The sequence below is a fragment of the Metamycoplasma alkalescens genome (assembly GCF_900476125.1).
In the GTDB taxonomy this organism is placed as follows: Bacteria; Bacillota_I; Bacilli_A; order Mycoplasmatales; family Metamycoplasmataceae; genus Metamycoplasma; species Metamycoplasma alkalescens.
The window spans coordinates 573,925-595,685 of record NZ_LS991949.1; the positions used below are offsets into that span (position 1 = coordinate 573,925).

The 21,761-nt window shown below is 25.5% G+C and carries 22 protein-coding genes; 8 read left to right on the forward strand and 14 right to left on the reverse strand.

What is annotated here, in order from left to right; genetic code table 4:
• Window positions 1-120: 120 nt before the first annotated feature.
• The gene (locus tag D2845_RS02480) at window positions 121-771 is read right to left on the reverse strand and encodes a variable surface lipoprotein (RefSeq protein WP_110858401.1); all 651 of its coding nucleotides are present in this window, start codon (window positions 769-771) and stop codon (window positions 121-123) included.
• Between the two features lie 587 nt (window positions 772-1,358).
• On the opposite strand from D2845_RS02480, the gene D2845_RS02485 reads away from it, so the two are divergent.
• A complete protein-coding gene (locus tag D2845_RS02485) occupies window positions 1,359-1,946 on the forward strand; it encodes a nucleotidyl transferase AbiEii/AbiGii toxin family protein (protein WP_276329741.1) in 588 nt (195 codons plus the stop codon).
• A gap of 485 nt (window positions 1,947-2,431) precedes the next feature.
• On the opposite strand, the gene D2845_RS06645 is transcribed toward D2845_RS02485, so the two are convergent.
• From D2845_RS06645 to rsmD, 11 genes are all read right to left on the reverse strand, one after another.
• A complete protein-coding gene (locus tag D2845_RS06645; RefSeq protein WP_110858403.1) occupies window positions 2,432-2,701 on the reverse strand; it encodes a hypothetical protein in 270 nt (89 codons plus the stop codon).
• Window positions 2,702-2,891: 190 nt separating this feature from the next.
• Window positions 2,892-3,239 (reverse strand): 50S ribosomal protein L20, encoded by a 348-nt coding sequence (gene rplT, locus D2845_RS02495; protein ID WP_110858404.1) that lies wholly within the window; start codon window positions 3,237-3,239, stop codon window positions 2,892-2,894.
• Window positions 3,240-3,267: 28 nt separating this feature from the next.
• On the reverse strand, window positions 3,268-3,456 hold the full coding sequence (gene rpmI / locus D2845_RS02500; RefSeq protein ID WP_002881436.1) for a 50S ribosomal protein L35: 189 nt from the start codon (window positions 3,454-3,456) through the stop codon (window positions 3,268-3,270).
• Window positions 3,457-3,487: 31 nt separating this feature from the next.
• Window positions 3,488-4,078 (reverse strand): translation initiation factor IF-3, encoded by a 591-nt coding sequence (gene infC, locus D2845_RS02505; RefSeq protein ID WP_110858405.1) that lies wholly within the window; start codon window positions 4,076-4,078, stop codon window positions 3,488-3,490.
• Between the two features lie 244 nt (window positions 4,079-4,322).
• Complete coding sequence (locus tag D2845_RS02510) at window positions 4,323-5,657, reverse strand: BspA family leucine-rich repeat surface protein (protein WP_110858406.1); 1,335 nt, start codon at window positions 5,655-5,657, stop codon at window positions 4,323-4,325.
• 48 nt (window positions 5,658-5,705) lie between these two features.
• Window positions 5,706-5,852 carry a hypothetical protein gene (locus D2845_RS03515; RefSeq protein WP_170107394.1) on the reverse strand — a complete coding sequence of 49 codons (147 nt, stop codon included), beginning with the start codon at window positions 5,850-5,852 and terminating at the stop codon, window positions 5,706-5,708.
• Between the two features lie 247 nt (window positions 5,853-6,099).
• Window positions 6,100-6,759, reverse strand: coding sequence for a ribulose-phosphate 3-epimerase (locus D2845_RS02515; protein ID WP_110858407.1), 660 nt, complete (start codon window positions 6,757-6,759; stop codon window positions 6,100-6,102).
• Between the two features lie 58 nt (window positions 6,760-6,817).
• Window positions 6,818-7,666: a ribosome small subunit-dependent GTPase A gene (gene rsgA / locus D2845_RS02520; protein WP_002881446.1), complete on the reverse strand. Its 849-nt coding sequence runs from the start codon at window positions 7,664-7,666 to the stop codon at window positions 6,818-6,820.
• Window positions 7,667-7,756: 90 nt separating this feature from the next.
• Window positions 7,757-8,602, reverse strand: coding sequence for a serine/threonine-protein kinase (locus tag D2845_RS02525; RefSeq protein ID WP_002881447.1), 846 nt, complete (start codon window positions 8,600-8,602; stop codon window positions 7,757-7,759).
• Window positions 8,603-8,747: 145 nt separating this feature from the next.
• Window positions 8,748-9,371, reverse strand: a complete 624-nt coding sequence (gene gmk / locus D2845_RS02530; RefSeq protein WP_110858408.1) for a guanylate kinase — start codon at window positions 9,369-9,371, stop codon at window positions 8,748-8,750.
• A gap of 73 nt (window positions 9,372-9,444) precedes the next feature.
• The gene (gene rsmD, locus D2845_RS02535) at window positions 9,445-9,993 is read right to left on the reverse strand and encodes a 16S rRNA (guanine(966)-N(2))-methyltransferase RsmD (protein WP_002881449.1); all 549 of its coding nucleotides are present in this window, start codon (window positions 9,991-9,993) and stop codon (window positions 9,445-9,447) included.
• Between the two features lie 149 nt (window positions 9,994-10,142).
• Between rsmD and D2845_RS06650 the strand changes: the two genes are divergently transcribed.
• The 6 genes from D2845_RS06650 (at window position 10,143) to D2845_RS06655 (ending at window position 17,588) form a co-directional block, all read left to right on the forward strand.
• A complete protein-coding gene (locus D2845_RS06650) occupies window positions 10,143-12,251 on the forward strand; it encodes an MYPU_1760 family metalloprotease (protein WP_110858409.1) in 2,109 nt (702 codons plus the stop codon).
• Between the two features lie 63 nt (window positions 12,252-12,314).
• Window positions 12,315-13,169 carry a methionyl-tRNA formyltransferase gene (gene fmt / locus D2845_RS02545; protein WP_110858410.1) on the forward strand — a complete coding sequence of 285 codons (855 nt, stop codon included), beginning with the start codon at window positions 12,315-12,317 and terminating at the stop codon, window positions 13,167-13,169.
• Complete coding sequence (locus D2845_RS02550; RefSeq protein ID WP_110858411.1) at window positions 13,159-13,803, forward strand: uracil-DNA glycosylase; 645 nt, start codon at window positions 13,159-13,161, stop codon at window positions 13,801-13,803. Before fmt ends, D2845_RS02550 begins: the two co-directional genes overlap by 11 nt.
• Window positions 13,804-13,930: 127 nt before the next feature.
• The gene (locus D2845_RS02555) at window positions 13,931-15,295 is read left to right on the forward strand and encodes a M17 family metallopeptidase (protein WP_110858412.1); all 1,365 of its coding nucleotides are present in this window, start codon (window positions 13,931-13,933) and stop codon (window positions 15,293-15,295) included.
• 17 nt (window positions 15,296-15,312) lie between these two features.
• Entirely contained in the window at window positions 15,313-16,689 is a 1,377-nt protein-coding gene (locus D2845_RS02560) for a M17 family metallopeptidase (RefSeq protein WP_002881459.1), read from the forward strand.
• 32 nt (window positions 16,690-16,721) lie between these two features.
• Window positions 16,722-17,588 carry an ECF transporter S component gene (locus D2845_RS06655; RefSeq protein WP_110858413.1) on the forward strand — a complete coding sequence of 289 codons (867 nt, stop codon included), beginning with the start codon at window positions 16,722-16,724 and terminating at the stop codon, window positions 17,586-17,588.
• 65 nt (window positions 17,589-17,653) lie between these two features.
• On the opposite strand, the gene gyrA is transcribed toward D2845_RS06655, so the two are convergent.
• Together gyrA and trmB are read right to left on the reverse strand one after the other, a co-directional pair.
• Entirely contained in the window at window positions 17,654-20,365 is a 2,712-nt protein-coding gene (gene gyrA / locus D2845_RS02570; RefSeq protein WP_110858414.1) for a DNA gyrase subunit A, read from the reverse strand.
• A 158-nt stretch (window positions 20,366-20,523) separates the two neighbouring features.
• Entirely contained in the window at window positions 20,524-21,129 is a 606-nt protein-coding gene (gene trmB, locus D2845_RS02575; RefSeq protein WP_110858415.1) for a tRNA (guanosine(46)-N7)-methyltransferase TrmB, read from the reverse strand.
• A gap of 55 nt (window positions 21,130-21,184) precedes the next feature.
• On the opposite strand from trmB, the gene D2845_RS06660 reads away from it, so the two are divergent.
• Window positions 21,185-21,712 carry a hypothetical protein gene (locus D2845_RS06660; RefSeq protein WP_110858416.1) on the forward strand — a complete coding sequence of 176 codons (528 nt, stop codon included), beginning with the start codon at window positions 21,185-21,187 and terminating at the stop codon, window positions 21,710-21,712.
• Window positions 21,713-21,761 lie beyond the last annotated feature (49 nt).

Here is a 21,761-nt window from a genome sequence, read left to right on the forward strand (position 1 = left end):
TCCTTTTCTTCTTATTTTATATCTTGAAGTTTTAAACTATGATAATTTAAACTATGATAATAAATTAGGACTAAAATTGATAATTTTAATTAGATATTTAATGAATTTAAGCAACAAAACTTATTTTTCTATTAAGAGATTTTCTTCCAAATACTTCTTTATTTCTGTTTCGTATTTTTTTATAAATTCCTTAACGATTTTGAAATAACTTTCAGGATTTTGTTTTTTTCTTACTTTGGTCTCAAAATCTAAGTAATAGTTCCAGCTTCCCCTGCTACCAAAGCGACTATGATGAATATCTCCAAATCAACTATTTAAATCATCATAGTATCTTGATTTTTTTATTAAACCTTCTTTTCCTTCTTTTGCTTTTTCATAATCTTTTTTAACTTCTTCAAGTTTTTTTAATAATTTTTCAGGGTCATCTTTTTCTTCTTTTTTATTCTTATATTCTTGCTTTTGTTTATCTTGGTTTGTAGTGGTATCTGGAGAAGAACTATCTGAACCACTAGGGTTTTTATGATTTTGGTTACCTTGAGTTTGTGGGGCAGTATTTGAAGAAGAACTACCAGAACCACTAGGGTTTTCTTCTTGTTCTTTTTCTTTACTCTTATCTTCTTGCTTTTGATTATCTATAGTTTGGGGGGTAATATTATTAATTATGCTTTCATCTGTTGGATTCTTGTTTGAACATGATGCAGCTATTAATGGCATTGAAGAAATTGAAATTATTGAAGATAAAGAAATAATTATTTTATTTATCTTTTTCATGATTTTTTTCCTTAAATTTTTATAGTTTTATATTATCTAATATTTTAAATTTATAAAAAATAATTATTTTAAATTAATTAAATAAATTTAAACTTAACACAAGTTTGAACAATAATAAAAATCCTAAACTAAAAAAATAATTTATTAGTCAGAAAAAAATCTTAACTTATTATTTTGTTTTCTTAGTTTTTTCTCATCTATATAAAGGTTAAGTTTAAGAATAATATAATGAAGATTAGGTTATTTAACCTTTATAAATTTGAAAACATAATCATTACTACTAAGGCAGCTTATATAAAAAATTCGAATGAAATAATTTTGAATTCTCTAAGCTTTTTAAGCTACTAATAACTCAAATTATCTTATTCTATAAATTAAAATTGTTTAATTTCAATTTAAATTAAGATAGTTTTTATTATCGATATATTACTTTTAAATTTAAATTGAAATTATAAATTTTTAGCAAACTCAAAATTAGTTTTTAAAGCACCAAAATTTATCTAAAAATCTAAACGTATAAAAATCTAATTTTTATACTTAAAAATAAAAAATTCAAAATATATATTGATAATGTTGATGGTTTTATTATTTGATTTGAATATCCCCATAATTATGCTAATGATAGCAAATATGTTATGCAAAAAATTAAAATTGAATTAGGATACATATCAGAAACTAATCCTGAAGTATCTAAACAAATTCAAACATATGTAAATGAAAATAATCAATTTCTTCCAATTGATAAAATAGAAGTGAAAATGGTTGCTCCAATAAGAACATTTTTTGAAAAATTATTAATCTTAAATAGAGAATGTAACCGTCCAGAAAAAAACAAGCATCCTAAAAGGTATTCAAGACATTTTTATGATGTATATCAAATGTTGCAAACAGAAATAAAAAATGAAAGTCTAACAAATTTTGATTTATTAAAAAAGATTATTGATTTCAAAAAAAATTTTTATCCGTCTAATTTTGCAAATTATGATGACATATTAAAGGGCAATATTACAATTGTTCCAAACAAAGAATCGATTGAATATTTTTCAAAAGATTATGAACAAATGAAATTTATGATTTTTGAGCAACCAGTAGTTACTTTTAAAAAAATTATTGATACATTAAGAGAATATGAAAAACTTTTAGACAATACAATTAAAGAATTTATTTCAAAATAAATCTTAATTTTTACTAAGGACTAAATAAAATAAAATTAAAATATATTTTTAATAAATAAAAAAATAAATAAAAAAAATAAATTTGTGTGTATTTTAAATCTATATGGTACAATGATTATGTAAGACGCAGGGGAACCGCAGCAAGCTTAAGCGTATATACCCTTTGATTGGTATGGAGTACGTTCGGCCCTGTGCTGGGAGAGATTTAATCTCTCTTTTTTCATGAAAAGAGTATGTTAAATGAAAAAATATATTAATTTCTATTTTGATGAAAATAATTTAAATTTAGAAATAAATTATTAATTTAATTCAAAATAGAAAAAACATACTACCAAATTAGAAATAATTCCAAAACTTACAATATTTAGGTGGAAATCCACCTTTTTATTGTGAGTTTTTTTAATTAAGTAAAAAAGTTACTAAAATTTACTTAGTAACTTTGAAAAAAATATTATTAATTGCAATTATTTAGTTGAAATATGGCATTATTCTTGAATTTGCTGTTTTTGTGGTTGATATTCTTTTTCAGCAGGTTTTGCATCAACATCAATTAATAAAAATATTCCTGCAATTGAACTGCATAAAAATAAACTTAAAATCCCGGATACAACCTTATTATCTCTTGTCATGTATTGTTTATTGATTTCTTTAAGAACTATGATTCCAACAATAATTGGGACAATTAATCAAAAACGTGTGACCATGCCAATGATTGTGAAAATTTTAACTACTTTTTTGTATTTTTCATTAATCATATTCCCTCCTATTTTTAATTTTAATATATTATTTTTAAAAACTCTTGAACTACACAAATTTATAAAAGGTGACTTTTTTCTTATTTTATAATTAAAATTAAAAATTAAAAAATATTTAATGTTGTTTTTGCATTAAAAATATAAAAAAAATCACAATGTTTATCATTGTGAAATTTATTATTTCATAACATTATTGTTGTTTAGCTAGTTCAACTATTTTTGCAAATGATTCAGGATAATTGATTGCTAATTCTGAAAGCATTTTCCGATTAATATTAATATTTGCTTTTTTTAGACCTTCAATTAATCTTGAATATGTAACACCATTTGCTCTTGAAGCCGCATTGATCCGTGCGATTCATAATTTTCTAAATTCACGTTTTACTTGTTTACGGTCTCTAAATGCATATGTTCATGATTTCACAACAGCTTGTTTGGCAACTTTATAGCCAATTGATTTATGTCCTCAATATCCTTTAGCTAATTTTATTCATTTTGCACGTCTTCTTCTTGTAACGATTCCGCCTCTTGTACGCATTTTATTTCCTTTCTAAATTTAATTTTAATTAAATTAATTCTTTATATCTTTTGAAATCTGATGCTGATAACATTGATGATTTACGAGATTGACGTTTTTGTTTTGTTGTTTTGTTTTGTGCTAAATGTGAACGGTATGCATTTCCTCTTTTAACCTTACCAGTTGCAGTTATTTTCAGTCTTTTTTTCAAACCGCTTTTGGTTTTCATTTTTGGCATATTATTTTCTCCTTGGCAATTTTTTGGAAGTTTAGTTATCTTTAATATTTGAAGTGCCAACTTTTTTCTTATCTTTTTCTAGATACATATCTAAAAAACGTTCATTTACTAAAGTGGCTTCTTTTGTAATCTTTGCAATATCTTCAACTAAAGCATAAAATTTGTTTAAAATTTCTTCTCCCAATTCAGTTCTACTACGTTCTCTTCCTCTGAATTTAACAGAGACTTTAACACGATTACCATCTAAAATAAACTCACGTGCCTTTTTTGCTTTTGTTTCAAGATCATGTTGCCCAATTAAAGGTGTTAATCTAATTTCCCGATTAATTGTTACAGCTTGTTTTTCTTTGATAATTTTTTGTTTTTTCTTCTTGTCGTATTTGAATTTTCCATAATCCATAATTCGCACAATTGGTTTGTTATTTTCAATTGAAATAAGCACTAAATCCATTTTATTTTCTTTTGCTTGTTCAAGTGCTTCTTCTTTGGTTAAGACACCAATTTTTTCATTATCTGGACCTAAAACAAAAACTTTTTTATATGGTATTTCGTTATTTACAACGTGTTCTGATTTTGGTTTTTTACTTTGACTACCTGCAAAGTTTGCGTTATCTTTTTGTATAACTTCCTCCTTAAAAATAAATAAAAAGTGGATCTAGACCACTCCCCAAAAACTACAAGATAAATTACTCTTTATGTGTAGCTATACCCAGCAAAAAATCACTTAGGTGAGAAATGAATCTACTTATTGCTATTAAAGCTTTATCATTATACTATAAAATCAAAACAATTTAAACTTATTTGAAACAAATAATTTAAAAAAATTCAACCAAAACTTAGTTGAACTTTTTTTAATATTCATAAATCTATTTTATTTTAAATTGCGGTTTTTTATCTTGATTTCAATTTGGGTTTGCATGTGTATCAAAATCATCTTTTTGTAGCACAGAAGCAACATTTCAATTTGAAAGATCTTGATTAAATGCAAAAGCATTAAAAAACATTTTATTCATATTAATCAAATTTGAAGTATCTCAATTTTTTAGATCCTGATTAAATAAAAATGCATTTTCAAAAATACTTTGCATTGTTAAAACATTTGAGGTATCTCATCTTGAAATATCTTCATTAAAATAATTTGTTGTTCTAAATAAACCGCTCATATTTTGAATATTTGAAGTATCCCATTTTTGAAGACCTCGAATTTGTTTTGATCTAACTCCATAAAACATATTTTCTAAACTTGTAATTTGCGGTGGTAATACATCAGTAATTCACTCAATATTTTTTGGCATACGAGGTACTCTAAATACTCCATCTTTATCTTTATAATATCCAATTTCTAAAATTTCAGTTGCTTTTAAATCACTTAAATCTGTGGCATATGTTTCTTTTCAGATTGGATTTCAAATTTCAAATTGAATATCATTCTTTGAATTTTCTTCTGGTTTGATTTTGTTATATCCAACAACATATCTTGTTGGTTTATTTTTAACCTCAATTAAATTCCGAAAATGTAATGAAATATCTTTATTAATATTTTTAATTGTTATATGAATAATATTGTTGCTAGATGTTTTGTTAAAACTTAATGTTTTTAAATCAAAATTATATTGCTTTAGTTCTTTTTTTAATTTTGATTCAACAAGATTTTTTGGTCATGATTCATAGATTTTATTTTGAAATTTTTTCTTTCAAATTTCTGTAATTTTTTTGATCATATCATCTGAATTTAATGGTTTAAAATTTTTTATTAATTTACCTAAATTAAAATCAAATTTTTGTTCCAAAATACTTATTCCAATTGTTTCAAAATCATCTTCTGCTTTTTTAAATTGTTCAGAATTTTCAATTAATTTTATTTCAACATTAATTTCAAATTTTTGTAATTCTTTGCCAATTTCTTTTTGAAAATCATTCAAAATATCTTGATATTTCTTTCCTTCATTTATTTTGTTAAAAAACTTGTCCAACCAAATTCCTTGAACTAAATTTAACAATTGAATTTGATGAACCAAATCTTCATTTGGCGAAGAATTAGAAGGTATTTCATTATTATCTTTATTTGCAATTGGATTTAGGTTATTTTCATTTTGATTTTGATTTGAGTTTGGTTTGTTTTCATTTTTATTTGGAACAATACCAGGTTTTATTTCTGGATTGACATTTTTTTCTTCATTTGGTTTATGAACTGGAAACACATGTGAATTACTTTGCGATCAATGATTTGAATTTGAGTTTGGTTTGTTTTACGAATTTGAATTATTAGAATTGTTTGGTTTAGGATTTGGATCACCACATGAAATTGCAGCAAGTGGTGTTGCTATTAAAGGTAATGAAACTATAAAACTAATAAGTTTTTTAAACTTATTTGCTTTTTGCTTATTTTTATGCATTATTTCCTCTTTTTTTATATTTTTTTGATTAATTTAAATGCTAAGTTGCTATTAAATAAAATTATTAAATTAAAATTAAGACTCAAAATTGATATAAATTCAATTTTTATACTTCATGTAAATTTTAACATATTTAAATAAGAATTTTAGCTACAAAAAAATACCAAAAAATCAATCAAAAATTTCTTGGTATAAATACTTTTTAAACTAAAAAAATAAAATTACATTATTAATTAATGAATGAAAATTATGACAATAAATCATCAACTGTTTCTTTTGAAAAATTCTTAACCAAATACGAACCAACAACAGCTAAATTAATACCTGCATCAAAGCAGGATTTAATATTATGCTTTTTAACTCCGCCATCAATTTGAATAATTGTTTTTAAATTATGATTAGTAATATATTGTTTAATCTTTCTTACTTTTTCATAGCTTGTTTCAATAAAAACTTGACCACCTTTACCTGGGAAAACACTCATAATTAAAACTAAATCTAAGTTTTTAAGATATGGATATAAAACTTTAATCTCAGTATCTGGATTAATTGCTAGTCCTAATTTAACATGGTCTTTTTTAGCTAACTCAATTAATTTTTTAATTTCAGTTTCTTTATCTTTAAATGCTTCATAATGAAAAGTCAAAATTGCGTTTAATTCTTTATACATTTGATAATATTTAAAAACATCTGAAACCATTAAATGAATATCCATTTGGTGCGTTTTACAATTTTGAGCAATTTCTTTAATTTTATTGAATTCCAATGCAGTGTTAGGAACAAATTCACCATCCATAACATCATAATGAACATTTGTTACACCTCAATCAATTAATGTATTGACATAATTAACCATATCCTCTTTTTTTACATCCAAAATTGAAGGACTAATTTTTCTAAGTTTCATAACTTTAAACTCCTTATTTATACTGTTAATTATTTTGCTAATTTTATGATAATCATTCCTAATAAAATGGTTCTAGCATTCGCTTTAGAAAACTAATATAGTTATCATATCTTTCTTTTTTAATGATTCCTTGTTCAACCCTTTTTTTAACTTCGCAATCCTCTAATTTTTCATGATAATGTTTACAACTTCGAAATTTACATGAAATTGAAGCTTCTCTAAAAGCATTGAATGCTTTAGGGATTTCATCAATTGTTAAATCAAACTCAATTGATGAAAAACCTGGGGTATCAATAATTTCACCACCATTGAATTCAATTAAACTAACTTCTCTTGTCGTGTGTTTTCCGCGATTAAGCGCTTTTGAGATTGCTTGTGTTTCAAAATTTGTATTTGCTAAATGATTAATTAAAGTTGTTTTCCCAACACCTGTTTGACCAACAAAAAAACTTGTTTTATTTTTAAAGATTTCTTTTAATCCTTCAAACCCGGTATTATTCTCATAATTAATTTCAAAAACTTTATAGCCTTGATCTTTATAAAAATTAATTTTTGAGGTTGAAGTTAAATCTTTTTTTGTCAATACAATAATTGGTTCAACATTTTTATTTTCAATAATGATAAGAAATTTATCGACTAATTGGGAACTAAACTCTGGCTCAACTAATGACATAACAATGATTGCCTGATCAACATTGGCAATTTTTGGTCTAATAAAAAAATTTTTTCTTCCAAAAATATGATGAATTAATCCGTTTTCTTCAAATTCTACATGATCACCAACGATTGGTTTAATATCCAGTAATCTTAATTTCCCGCTTCCACGAACACGATAAATTTTTTGATCATCAAATGATTTGATGTCAAAAAAACCGGCAACAGATTTTATAATTTTTCCACTCTTCATAATATTTTTACCTTATTTTTATTATAAATGATAAAAGATATTATTTTTGGTTATAAGAAAAATAAGTGTTGTATTTTAATTTTTAATTTATTAGTTCAAACTAGCTTCTAGGTGATTCAAATCATTGATTATTTCTAAACAATTTTTATATCTTTCATTTGGATTTTTTTTGCAACAATGAACAATAATTTCTTTAAATTCTTGAGGAATATTTTCGTTTTCTAAATCTGCGATCGAAATTTCTTTTTGAATCTTAGATAACATGATTGCTTGATAATTTTTATTAACATACATTTTTTTCTTTGTAAGCATTTCATACAAAATAATGCCAAAAGAATAAATATCACTCTCAATTGATGGATTGTGTGATCTTAAAATTATTTCAGGCGCTAAATAATGAATTGATCCAATAATTTTATTGTTATTAATCAATTCTTTTTGATTTTGATACAATGAAGTTCCAAAATCAATTAGTTTAATTTTTTTTGTATCATTTTCAATCAAAATATTGCTTGGTTTTAAATCCCGATGAATGATTCCTAAATTATGAATATCATTTAAACCATAGCATATTTGTTTTGCTAAAAAAATAATTTCCTTTAATGTCATTTTTTCTTTTTTTGCAATTAAATTTTTCAAACTAATGCCATTGATTAATTCCATTGCATAATATGATTCATCTTTACTTAAATAATAACCAATAATTTTGATTACATAATCGGAATTTATTTTTTGCAAAAATTCACATTCTTTTTTAAAAAGATCTTGTTGATATGAATGATTATTTGCAAATGAATTCAACATTTTAATTGCAACACTTCTTTTTTTATTTTTAAAATAAGCTGCATATATTTGACTATATCCACCTTTACCAATTAAAATAAAATTTTCAAAATGCTTATTCACATTTTTATATTGATCTAATGTTTTTTGCATACTTTCAAAACTCCATATTGATCAAAATATTCAATTAAATTAATTATTGATTTTAAACACTTTTTTCTTTAATTATATTAAATAAAAAATAACAACTATCAAAAAGATAATCCTACCTTTAGTAGTTGTTATTATTAATTAAAATTTAAGCTTTTCTTTCTGCTTTAATTTCTTCTTTACTATTAATTACATGATCAAAATTATTTCGAATAATTTCTTCAATTTGTGCTGTTGTTTCATCAATTGAATGATTAATGATTACATGTTCAAACATATGTGACAAATCAATTTCATATTTTGCTTTATCTAATCTTTTTGTGAATTCATTGCCCGTTTCAGTATTTCTTTCAATCATTCTTCTTTCAAGTTCAGCCATTGAAGGTGGCATTAAAAAGATTGAACAAATTTCATCTTCTCTGCCTTCTTTTTTATATTTTTCAATGATTTGCATTGCACCATTTGTTTCAATTTCAATAAAAGGAATTTTCTTAAATGCACAAATATTTGAAATTTCAGAATTTAATGTCCCATAGTAATTATCAAAATGTTTTGAATACTCTAAAAATTTATCCTCTTTGATGAATGTTTCAAAAGTGTCAAATGGTACAAAATAGTAATGCACACCATCAATTTCACTTTGCCTTTTTTCTCTTGTTGTTGCTGAAACTGATAGTTTTAGTTTCAAATCTGTTTTTTCAAATAATTTTTTTTCAATTGTTCCTTTACCAACTGCACTAGGACCTGAAAATATAATTATTTTTTTGCTCATTAATAATTCCTCCTTATTTTTTTGTTATAAAATTAAACAACTAAATCAAATTAAATTATCAAAAAAATTGGATTTAAGTCCTGTTTTGAATAAAATATATAAAAATTTTCCCATATTTTTTAACTTTTGAAATAATAAAATTGTTGTTTTCATAATTAAAATTTGCTCAATCTGTTTCGATAATAATTTTCCCTCCTTGATTAAGCATTGCATTATTTGTCAATAAATCAAGACATTTAACCAATAACTCTTTTTCCAAAAAAGGCGGATCTAAATAAACAAAATCATATTTTTTTTCTAAATTTTTATTCAAAAAAGATATCGCATTTGTATTAAATGCAAGCAAGTTTTCTTCTTTTAAATTATTTTTATTTTCTAAAATAATCTTGTAAGCATCAATATCTTTTTCAACACAAGTTGCCTTTTTTGCACCTCGAGATAATGCTTCAAAACAAAACGATCCTGAACCTGAAAATAAATCAAGAAATTCTTTATTTTCAATCTCAAAATGAATTGAAGAAAAAATTCCTTCTCTTGCCCGATCAATCGTTGGTCTTGTTGTTGTTTTTGAAGGTTGTTTTAATAATCTTGAACGATATTTTCCAGCTATAATTCTTAACATATTTAAATATTATATCTATGTTGTACTTATGTAATTAAATTTCAAGATTAATGACTTAATTTTAAGACTACTAAATTTAATAAAAATAAATAATTTTAAATTCATGAAGAATATAATTTATTTAAATAAATAAGAAAGGAATTGAGATTATGAAAAAAAATAAAAAATCAAAAGAATTTGTTTTTTTAATTGCATTTTTTCTTTCTTTATTTTCGCTTGGTTTTTTAGCAACGATTGGTTATTTCACATATCATGTAATATCGCAAAAGAAAATAAAATATGTTGAAATTCAAAACGTTGATGATGATAATTTTTTGAATCAAGATGAAGATATTAAAATCGAAAATAGTTCAGATCAATCAATTATTTTTAACCGTAAGGGCAATGAAAATGATTTTAAATTTGGAAATTTAACAATCATTGAAAAACCTTTCAAAACCACAGATGGTAATGATGAATATTTTCTTGGTCCTTGGGGAATTTCATTGTTAAATGAAATGTTCAAAGAAAGAGCAGTATTTGGCCCAGAAATAAATGATTTAAAAAGTATTCGGATTAATGATAGCATTAGTCCAAAACTTGACAATTTAGCAAATGGTTTATATTTTCCTAAAGAAAGAGAAATCTATATATCAATAAAAAATATTATTAGCAATGATAATAATCCAATTGCACAAAAAAATGAAATTGAGAAAAAGAGTATTATTGCCAAAAGAGTTGAAACTATTTTTGGAACAGTTATGCATGAATATACCCATCATATTGATAATACCTATAATAAAACTCTTCGATCAAATGATGAATTGGCAAACAATGACTTAGTTGAATATGATGATAGACATAATCATTTTTTTAATAGAGATTATGTTGCAACAACTAACAACAAAAAATTTTTAACTGAATTTCGAAAAAATTTAAATTATCAAGATCTCAAAGAAGGCGAAGATAGAAATAAATACCTAAGAAGAAAAAATGATTTTCAACATCAAATTGATACAATTCCAGTATACAAGGAATTTAGTTCAAATGAACTCTTTCGTGCTGCTAACATTAGTAATTTAAGTCAAGAAGAAAAAAATAGATACTTAGAACTTAATAATAAAAAATTCTTTTTTAATAACAATAACAAATTTGTCAAAATTCAATTTGCTCTTCCAACAGATTTAAACCAAATAAGATATTTATTTTCTTTAACTGAACTAATTCCAAGAGAATTAATTAAATTATCTCTTGGACCAAATTGATGGTTTTATGGGGAAGAAACAAATTTAATTAATCGTTTAAAAGAAGGAAGTGATTTGTTTGATGATTTCTTTTATTTCCAAAAACCAAATGGCGAATTAGTTTTCAATGCTGCTGGGGTTGATATTTTAAAGAATTTGGGTCTTGGGAAAAGAATTCAAAATGGTTTATTAACATTTGCTCCAAATTGAGTTTTTCAAGAACAAATTGAAAATTTTATTTCGAATGTAAGATTGGGTAGTAATCAAGAATTTATTAAACCTTTTAAAGATATTAAAGATCAATTTCATAAAGGTTTATTCAAAGCTTATATTGATTTAATGGGTTTTGGTGAATTAATTAGTTTTGCAAACTTTAATGAAGAAAATAAAAAAAATATAAACTTTGGTGGTTATTTTCAAATTCCGAAAGAACTTTTTAAATTTAAAAAACTAAATTCACAAGCAAATAATAAAAAGCAATTAATAAAAAATCTTAATAGTTTAAAACCAAAATTATTGCTTGTTGAAAAAGAAAATGATAAAAACTACATTGAATTAGATCTTAAATTTCAAAAATATAACTTTATTACAAAAAAACAATGAAATTCAATTTATTACTTTCATAACAAAGGCAATAAATTAAATGAAAACTATTATAATGAAAAATGAATTTATCCATTAAAAAACAATAATTACACATATGTTTCTTATTTTGCCAATAATTCCAACAAAGGCGACTTAATAAAAAAATTTAAAAACAAGCAATTTGATTTAAAACTTTGAATTGATCTAAATCAAGATGGTAAACCAAATTTAGGTGAAACAAATCAAAAAAATAATGAAACCTTTTCTTTAATGAATGATAATTTTTGAAATAATAATGGGTTTGATTTTTTTAAAAAAAATATTCAAAATCAAAGAAAAACAACAACATTTAGGAATTCATTTTTAAATACCTCTTCTAAATATGAATGATTTAAATTAAATCATGATCAGGATTCAAAAAAATACTATTACAGTATTGAAGAATATTAAAAAGCTAGTGTTGAAAGCTGGCTTTTTATTTTGTTTTATTTGAATCAATATATAATTTTTTTTATGAAAAAAATTAAACTAGTATTAGCCGGAACAGGAGAATTTTCAAAAACAATTTTTGAAAGTCTTATTTTGGATGAAAGGTTTGAAATAATTGCATTAATTAGTCAACCAAATAAAGAATATGACAGGAAAAAAAATCTTATTTTAACTCCTGTTGCAAAACTTGCGAATCAATATAGTCTTAAACTATATCAACCAAATAAAATAAAAGAAATATATGATGAATTAGCTGCCAGTGATTTTGATTTCTTTATGACTGCTGCATTTGGGCAATTAATTCCATCAAACATTTTAGAATTACCAAAAAAACTACCTTTAAATGTTCATGGAAGCATTCTTGAAAAATATCGTGGTGCAGCCCCAATTCAACATGCCTTGTTAAATGGTGATAAAAAAACTGGAATCACTTTAATTGAAATGGTTGATAAGATGGACGCAGGAGATATTTTAAAAGAGTTTTCGATTGAAATTGATGAAGCGGATACGGCACTTGAATTATTTGAAAAACTTGGAAAGCAAACAGCAAAAGTAATTGGCAATTGATTAGTTGATATTTTTAATGGAAATTACCAAAGAAGAGTTCAGAAAGAAGAATTAGTTACTTTTGCTAAAAAAATTAAAAACGAAGATGCAGAACTATTTGAAACACTAACAAAAAAAGAAGCTTTAAACAAAATTAGGGCATTTAATGATCAACCTGGTGCTTTTATTCTATACAATCAAAAAAGATTAAAAATTTTTAGAGCAACAGATAAAAAAATCAAATCACCACTTAAAATCAAATTCCAAGATGGATTTCTATATTTAATTGAGTATCAGTTTGAAGGAAAGAAAAAAGTTATCCATGAAATTTAATTTTGAAAAATTTTTAGCAAGACAAAAACTCTTACCATATTGAAAAAAGATTGAAGAAATTCTGCAATCAAAAAATTTAATTCCAAATAGAAATTTAATTTTTGAAGCTTTTAATAATTTTGATTTTGATAATCTCAAACTAGTGATTGTCGGACAAGATCCTTATCCAACAAATAACAATGCTGATGGACTTTGTTTTTCTTCCAAAAATAAACAAACACCAAAATCACTTCAAAATATTTTTATTGAAATAAAAAATTCTTATCCAAATGCAACTTTTTTATCAAATAGTCTTCTTAGTTGAAAAAACCAAGGAATATTATTACTAAATTCCATTTTAACAACCGAAGCATATAAACCTTTAGCACATAAAAATATTGGTTGAGAAATTTTTAACATCAATTTATTAAATGAATTGCTTTCAATAAACAAAGAAATTTTATTTCTTGCAATGGGTAAAAACGCTCAGGATTTTGTTCAACAATTAAAAACTAAAAAAGAAAATTTTTTCTTTACAGCACATCCTTCTCCACTTTCATGTCATAAAGGATTTTTTCATTCACAAGTTTTTAAAAAAATCAATGAAAAATTGCTCAAACTCAATAAAAAACCAATAATCTGAGATACAAAATAGTTATATTTCAAAAATTACTACAAAATTTCAATGTTTATAATTTAAAGTTTATAATTTAAGAATATTATTTATTCAAAAAAATAATGTTATTTTTAATCTAAATTTTAAGATTTAAGAAAGGGACTTAATGATTTCAAATTATAAAACACTACGTAATGATGATATGTTATTAAAAGTTGCTTATGAAGGACAAGAATTTTGTTCATGCGTTGCAACAACACATAAATACATTACAGAAGATTTTGAGAAAAACATTGCTCATATTTATGTTTCAAAAGAAGTTAAAGATTACTATGGATTTTTAAAAATCGTTGATCACATTATTAATTTAAAAAGAAGAAATTACCAAATTGATGTTGAATCATTTGCGAGTTTACCATTTTTAAGCATCGAAGAAGTTTTGAGAGCTTTTATTACAAGAATCGCTTTTTTTGATGCAAAACTTTATTCAGCAAAGAAAGAAACTAAAAAACAAAACAAAGTTAATTTATCACTTTATTTAGAAGATGAAAGTTATTCAAAATTTGCAAAAAAATTAATTACAATTTCAGAAAATGTAACAAAGACTCGTAATCTGCAAATCACTCCACCAAACATTGCAACAAGTGAATGAATAGCAAAAGAAATTGAAAAAGATTTTGCAGATACAAAAAGCATTAGTGTAAAAATTCTAAAAAAAGATGAAATTAAGAAACTAGGAATGGGATTGCTATTAGCAGTTAACTCAGGATCATCTTATGATCCAAGAGTTGTAGTTCTTGAATATTCAGGAAACAAAAAAAGTAAAGAAAAATTTGTTTATGTTGGAAAAGGTATTACTTTTGATTCAGGTGGATACAACACAAAAGGTTACCATATGGAAGGCATGAAATTTGATATGTCAGGATCAGCAATTGTTGCCTATGCACTAAAAACTATTGCACAATTAAAAATTAAAGCCAATGTTGCTGCAGTTATGATGTTAACTGACAATACAATTGATACACATGCAACTGTTCCTGAATCTGTTGTTACTTCAATGAGTGGAAAAAGTGTTGAAATTACAGATACTGATGCCGAAGGTCGTTTAGTATTAGGTGACGGAATTTATTATGCTGCTAAAAATTTAAAAGCTTCTTTAATTGTTGATGTTGCAACATTAACTGGTGCAATGGTTCGGGCACTTGGAAAAACCTACTCAGGAATTTATGCCACAAATGACCAAAGATGAAATGATTTTGAAGATGCTGCAAAAATTGCTCATGAAAAAGTTTGAAGACTTCCTATGCATAAAGATTTTGATAAAACCAATAAGGCTTCACTTGTAGCTGATTTATGTAACTATAATTCAAATGCAAAATCAGATTCAAATGCTGCAGCAATGTTTCTAAATGAATTCGCAAATGGTGTTGACTTTATTCATTGCGACATTGCAGGAACAGCTGATGCAAAAAATATGGGATTAGGAATTTTGGTATCAACACTTGTTGAATTAGCTGAAAAACAATCATAAAATAAAAGGGGAAATTTATGGAATTAATTAAAACACTAGAAACAAAACAAAATGACTTTTTATTATTAAAAGCTGTTTATGAAGATGATGAAATGTTAGCGAATGTTGTTAAAAATGAATTTGCTATCACTGAATTTCCTGACCAAAAAATTGCTTATGTTTACATGGGCGAAAGAGATAAAGTTAATTTTGATAAAGTTTATGAATTTGCAACATCACTAGCACAAAATGCTGCAAGAAATTATCAAATTGATTTAAAAACATTCCCAGTTGACAAAAGAATTTGTATTTTTGATACAACTGATGCATTTGTTAAAGGAATTAATTTTTCAGCGGCACAACTTTATAATAAAAAAACTGTTTACAAAAAAGAAAATAAAAATTCACTTTCATTATTCTTTGAAAATCCTTCAGAAAAATTATTAGAAGTTTTCAACAAAGCAATCATTTTATCAAAAGCACAAAATTGAGCAAGAAATTTAGGACTTACTGCTCCAAATGAACTTAATTCAGAACAACTAGCTGAAGCAACCAAAGAGGAATTAGCGCAATATCGAAATTTATACACCACAATTCTTAATAAAAAAGAAATTGAAAAATTAGGAATGGGGTTGTTGCTATCAGTTAACCGTGGCTCTGTTTATGAACCAAGAGTTGTTGTTATTGAATACAATGGAGATAAATCTTCAAATGAAAAAACTGTTTTAGTTGGAAAAGGTATCACTTTTGATTCAGGAGGATACAACATTAAAACTGGTCGTCATATGAATGGAATGAAATATGACATGAGTGGAGCAGCAATTGTTGCTGCAATTATGAAATGTGTTGCAGAATTCAAACCTAAAAAAAATATTGCTGCAATTATGTGTATCACAGATAACAGAGTTAATGGTGATGCTTCAATTCCTGACTCAGTTTGAACATCAATGAGCGGAAAAACTGTTGAAGTTAATAACACTGATGCCGAAGGGCGTTTAGTAATGGCTGATGGTTTATGATACGCGGTATCAAAACTAAAAGCAACAAGATTAATTGATGTTGCAACCTTAACTGGAGCAATGATCATGGCCTTAGGTGAAACTTATACTGGTGTTTGATCGACAACTGATAAAGGTTGAGAAGATGTTAAAAATGCAGCTGAAATTCAACATGAATTAGTGTGAAGAATGCCACTTGATGAAGATTATGCTGAATATATTAAAGGTTCAATTGTTGCTGATTTAAAAAATACTGATTTTACTGGCAATGCTGGTTCATCATCAGCAGCAATGTTCTTAAAAGAATTTACAAATGACATTGAATATATTCATTTTGATATTGCTGGAACTTGTGATATCAATGAAAAACCAATGTTTCCAATGGTAAAAACGATTACAGAATTACTTTTAAAATAAGATTTATTTGTTGTTAATAAGAGGTTTACGATATGTTTGTACAATTATTTCAAAATATTAAAAGAAGCATTAAAACAAAAACATATCGATTAACTATTTTTGAAATTGCACTATTTGGACTTTTACTTGCAATATACATCATTAGTGCTTTAATTCAAAAATATGCATTTCGAGGAATTTTTAGAATTAGTTTAACATATGCTGTAGTGATTATTTTTGGTTTAGCACTTGGTCCATGAAAAGGTGCAATTATGGGGTTACTAGGCAATACGATTGAATCAATCATCAATGGTATTGGTGAGTGAATGCTTGAATATGCAATGATCCCTGTGATTATTGCTTTATTAACAGGATTCTTAATGAATCTTATGAACAAAAATCAAAAGCAAACTTGAATAATTGGGTTTATTTTCTTGTTCTTAATTACGACAGTATTTATTGTTGTCCTAATTACACATTATAATAATTTGCCAATTAGTGAAGGGGCACTAAAAAGAACAAAAACAATTCCGCTGCAAACTGTTATTGGCATTTCTGCATTTGGAATTTTCTTCATTTGAGCAATTGCTTTAACACTGATGGTGATTTATTTCCAAACAAGAAACATTAAAAGAAAATATTCAGTATTTTTATTCTTTAACATTCTGATTGTTGTTTTCTTTATTTTGGTTTTAGTAAGATGATTATGAGGTCCGTTTGCATATATTACTTATCGTAATCGCTTTAGAGGTGGAAACTTTGCTTACAATGAATGGTATTCATTCTTTATGATCCCAATTGTCTTTAAGGGTCTAATTGAAATCCCTTTTTATACATTAGTAATTTTCCATATTTATCCAGTTCTAAGATTAATTCGGGAAAAAATCATTTACTCAACCAAAAAAATTAGTACTTACTAAAAATTAAAAAAAATATAAAACACTGAATGCCAGTGTTTTATTTTATTTTTTATTTTAAAAATCAATTATTGCGCTGCTTCTTGTGTTTGCTGATCAAAAGTCATTTCTTTTAGTTCATCTTGTGTCAATTCACGTGCAAGATTGTCTTCTTTTGTTTGATTTGGAATTTTTGCAACACCGACAATTGATGCATTTCTTTTTTTAAGATTTACTAGTTTAACACCTTTAGCATTTCTTCCCGTTACACTTACTTCTTTTAATGAGAATCTAATACTAATTCCATCATCAGTAATAACAATAATGTCTTCATTGCCTTCAACAGTTGCAGCATAAGCCATTGCACCAGCTTTATCTTCATTTAAAGCAATCACACCACGTGAATTTCTTTTTGTTTTTCGAAAACTATTTGCAAGTGTTAATTTTCCAAACCCTGAAGCTCCTAAACTAAGAATATATTTACCTTGTGATGATGTCGACATTGAAACAACATTTTCATTATCTGATAACTTAATTCCAATTACACCAGCGGCTGTTCTTCCCATTGCATTAATATCTTTAACATCAAAACGACATAATTTTGCATTATTTGCAGCAATATATAACTCTTCATCATTTGTTGCTACCAATGCATCCACTAAAGCATCATTTTCTTTTAACCCAAAAGCATATTTACCATTTTTATTAATCAAACGATAATTTGATAAATGCGTTTTTTTAACAATTCCATTTTTTGTAATTGTAATTAAGAATTTTTCTTTTTCATAGTCTTGATCATCAATACTTAAAATCTTAATAATTTTTTCATTTTTTTCAAGACTGCCAATAATATTAATTGCTGGAATTCCTTTTGATTGTTTTGTCCCAATTGGAATCTCATAACCTCTCAAACGATAAACTCTCGCTGCTGAACTGAAAATTAATAAATCAGTATGCGTGTTTGCGACTAAGATATCTTGAATATCATCATCTTGATAGGTTTTTGTTGTTGAAACACCAATTCCTCCACGACCTTGTTCTTTATATTCTTCTAAATCAAGTCTTTTTAAATAGCCATTTCTTGTAATTGTAATCACAACATCTTTTTTAGGAATTAAATCTTCATTGTTAATATCAGACATTTCTTCCCAATTAATTTCCGATTTACGTTTATCACCATAAATATTTTTTATTTCTTGCAATTCTTTAATAATCAAATCAATCAAAGCATCTTTATCAGCTAATATTCTTTGATATTCAGCAATTCTTTGGTGTACTAAATCAAGTTCCTCATTCATTTTTTCAATTGCTAATCCAGTTAATCTTCCAAGACGCATATCAACAATTGCTTTGGTTTGAATTTCAGATAAATTAAATCTTTTACCTAAAGTCTCTTGTGCCTCAGCATCATTTTTGGATTTCTTAATAATTGCAATAACTTCATCAATATTTTCAACACAAATTTTTAAGCCTTCTAAAATATGTGCTCTTGCAATATCTTTTTCTAAATCAAATTGTAATCTTCTTGTAACAACATCAACTTGATGTTTTAAATATACTTCTAAAGCAGTTTTTAAATTTAGTTTTTTTGGTTCATTATTTACAAGAGCAACCATGTTGAATGAAAATCTTGTTTGGAATTCGGTTAATTTAAATATTTTGTTCAAAATAACTTCAGGAACAAAACTTTTTTTAACATCAATAACAATCCGAATTCCATCCCGGTTTGACTCATCTCTAAAGTCAGCAATTCCTTCAATTTTTTTATCCTTAATTAAATGTCCAATACTTTCAATTAAGACTGACTTATTTTTTCCATAAGGAATTTCTGTGATAATGATTTTAGATTTCCCATTTTTTAACTCTTGAATTTCAGATTTTGAACGAATAATTACTTTCCCAACACCAGTTTCATAAGCTTTGATTAAACCTTCTTTATCAAAAATAATTCCACCAGTTGGAAAATCCGGTGCTTGAACATATTCCATTAACTCCGCAACACTAATATCTGGATTTTTTGCCAAAGCACAAACCCCATCAATTACTTCACCTAGATTATGTGGCGGAATACTTGTTGCCATTCCAACCGCAATTCCATAAGATCCTGAAACTAATAAATTAGGAAATCTTGCAGGTAAAACAGTTGGTTCTTTCTCAGTTCCATCATAATTATCAATAAAGTCAACAGTATTTTTTTTAAGGCCATCAACCATTGCTCCTGCAATTTTTGACATTCTTGCCTCAGTATAACGCATTGCGGCCGCTGAATCACCATCAATTGATCCAAAGTTCCCATGGCCATCAATTAAAGGATAACGAAGTGAAAAATCTTGTGCCATTCTCACCATTGCTTCATAAACAGAGCTATCACCATGTGGGTGGTACTTACCTAAAACATCCCCAACAATACGTGCTGATTTTTTATGTTGGACATTATGAAACATTCCAAGTTCATTCATCCCATAAAGAATTCTTCGATGCACAGGTTTTAATCCGTCCCTTGCATCAGGTAATGCTCTAGCAACAATAACACTCATTGCATATTCTAAGAATGAGCTTTTCATTACTGTAGCTAAATCCGCTGGTTTTAATCCGTCTTTTTCACCCTCAAGAATTTGACTCTGAACAACATAGTCATCTTTATTTTGTGGAATATATTCTTCCTCGTCAGTGTCATTTTCTTCTTCAATTTCATCCGAAAACACACGTTTAATTTCATCATCCACAAAATAATATTCATCCGATTTACTTTGTTCGTCTTTAGAATCTAATTCTAAATCTTTTTCATCCTCTAAAACCATAAAATCTCCTTAGATAATATATTACTAGTAATATATTATACCAAAATCTAATAACAAATCATTTATTGCTTTATATTGAAAATTTAAAAAAATCTTCAATAAATTAAAAAATGTGTAAGGTCAATTACACAAAATGCAATTTTGTTTATTTGAATTAATTAAAAATTAAAAGCAATGAAATAAATATTTTTTCCTTCATTTTTAAATTTTTCTTCATAATCTGTTAATTGATTATCAATCTCATAATCACAATGGTGCAGGTCATTTGTGTTATAAAGCACATTGGCATTAAATTCATTTAATTGTTCAAGTGCAAATTCATATAATAATTGATTATCAGTTTTAAAATAAACAACTCCATCTTTAGCCAAAATTTTCTTATATTGTTCCAAAAATGTTTTATAAACAAGTCTTCTTTTAAAATGACGTTTCTTTGGTCATGGATCAGAAAAAGTCAATCAAATTGTTTTGATTTTTCCATCAAAATATGAATCCAATTGAATTGCATCATTAACAATAATTTTCATATTTTTTAATTTTTTTGATTCAATCTTTTTTAGTGCTGATAAAGCAGGAGTTGAATATTTTTCTAGTCCAATATATTGAATGTTTGGATTTTTTTCAGCTAAATTTGCTAACATTCTTCCTTTCCCCATCCCTATTTCTAAGACAGTATTATTCGAAATTTTATAAGGGAATTCTTTAATACAAAATTCACTATTCTCAAGTAAATTTATTGCATTTTTATTGTATCTAAGTCTCATAAGTAATAATTTTATCTTAATTTTAATTTAAAAAATGATAGAATTTCTTATTAAGATGTTAAAAAATAAATACAAACTACTTTTATCATTTGTGTTTATTCCGATGTTAACAATTCCAATAATTTCAGCTTCATGTAAAGATAAAAAAGATAATTCTTCACAAAACACAAATGATAATTCAGAAAATCAAAATAACAATAATTCACAGCCAACACCCAATGTTCCAAATAATAAAGATGAAGAAAAAACAAGATATTCAAATTGGGAAGAAATTTCAAAAAATCAAGAACTATGAGTTGATTTTTTTAAAATGTTAATTAGTGATCTTGAAAAAATCTTTAAGACTTTTTCTGATCCGAATAATAAAAATGACGAATTTAAGCAATATATACTTGAAATAATGCAAATGGGTGAAAAAAATGATTTTAATAAAATTGCTCAAGATATTCTTCAAATCAAAGATAAATCACTAGAAGAAATTACTAGTAATGAGAAACTTCTTGCGATTGCAAAAGAAATTTTTATTAAATTCCCTAATTTCAAAGAAATTATTGAAAAACTAGTTAAATTGGCTGAGATTTAAAATTTTAGAAAGGAAACTAAAATCACAATAAGACTGTGATTTTTATTTT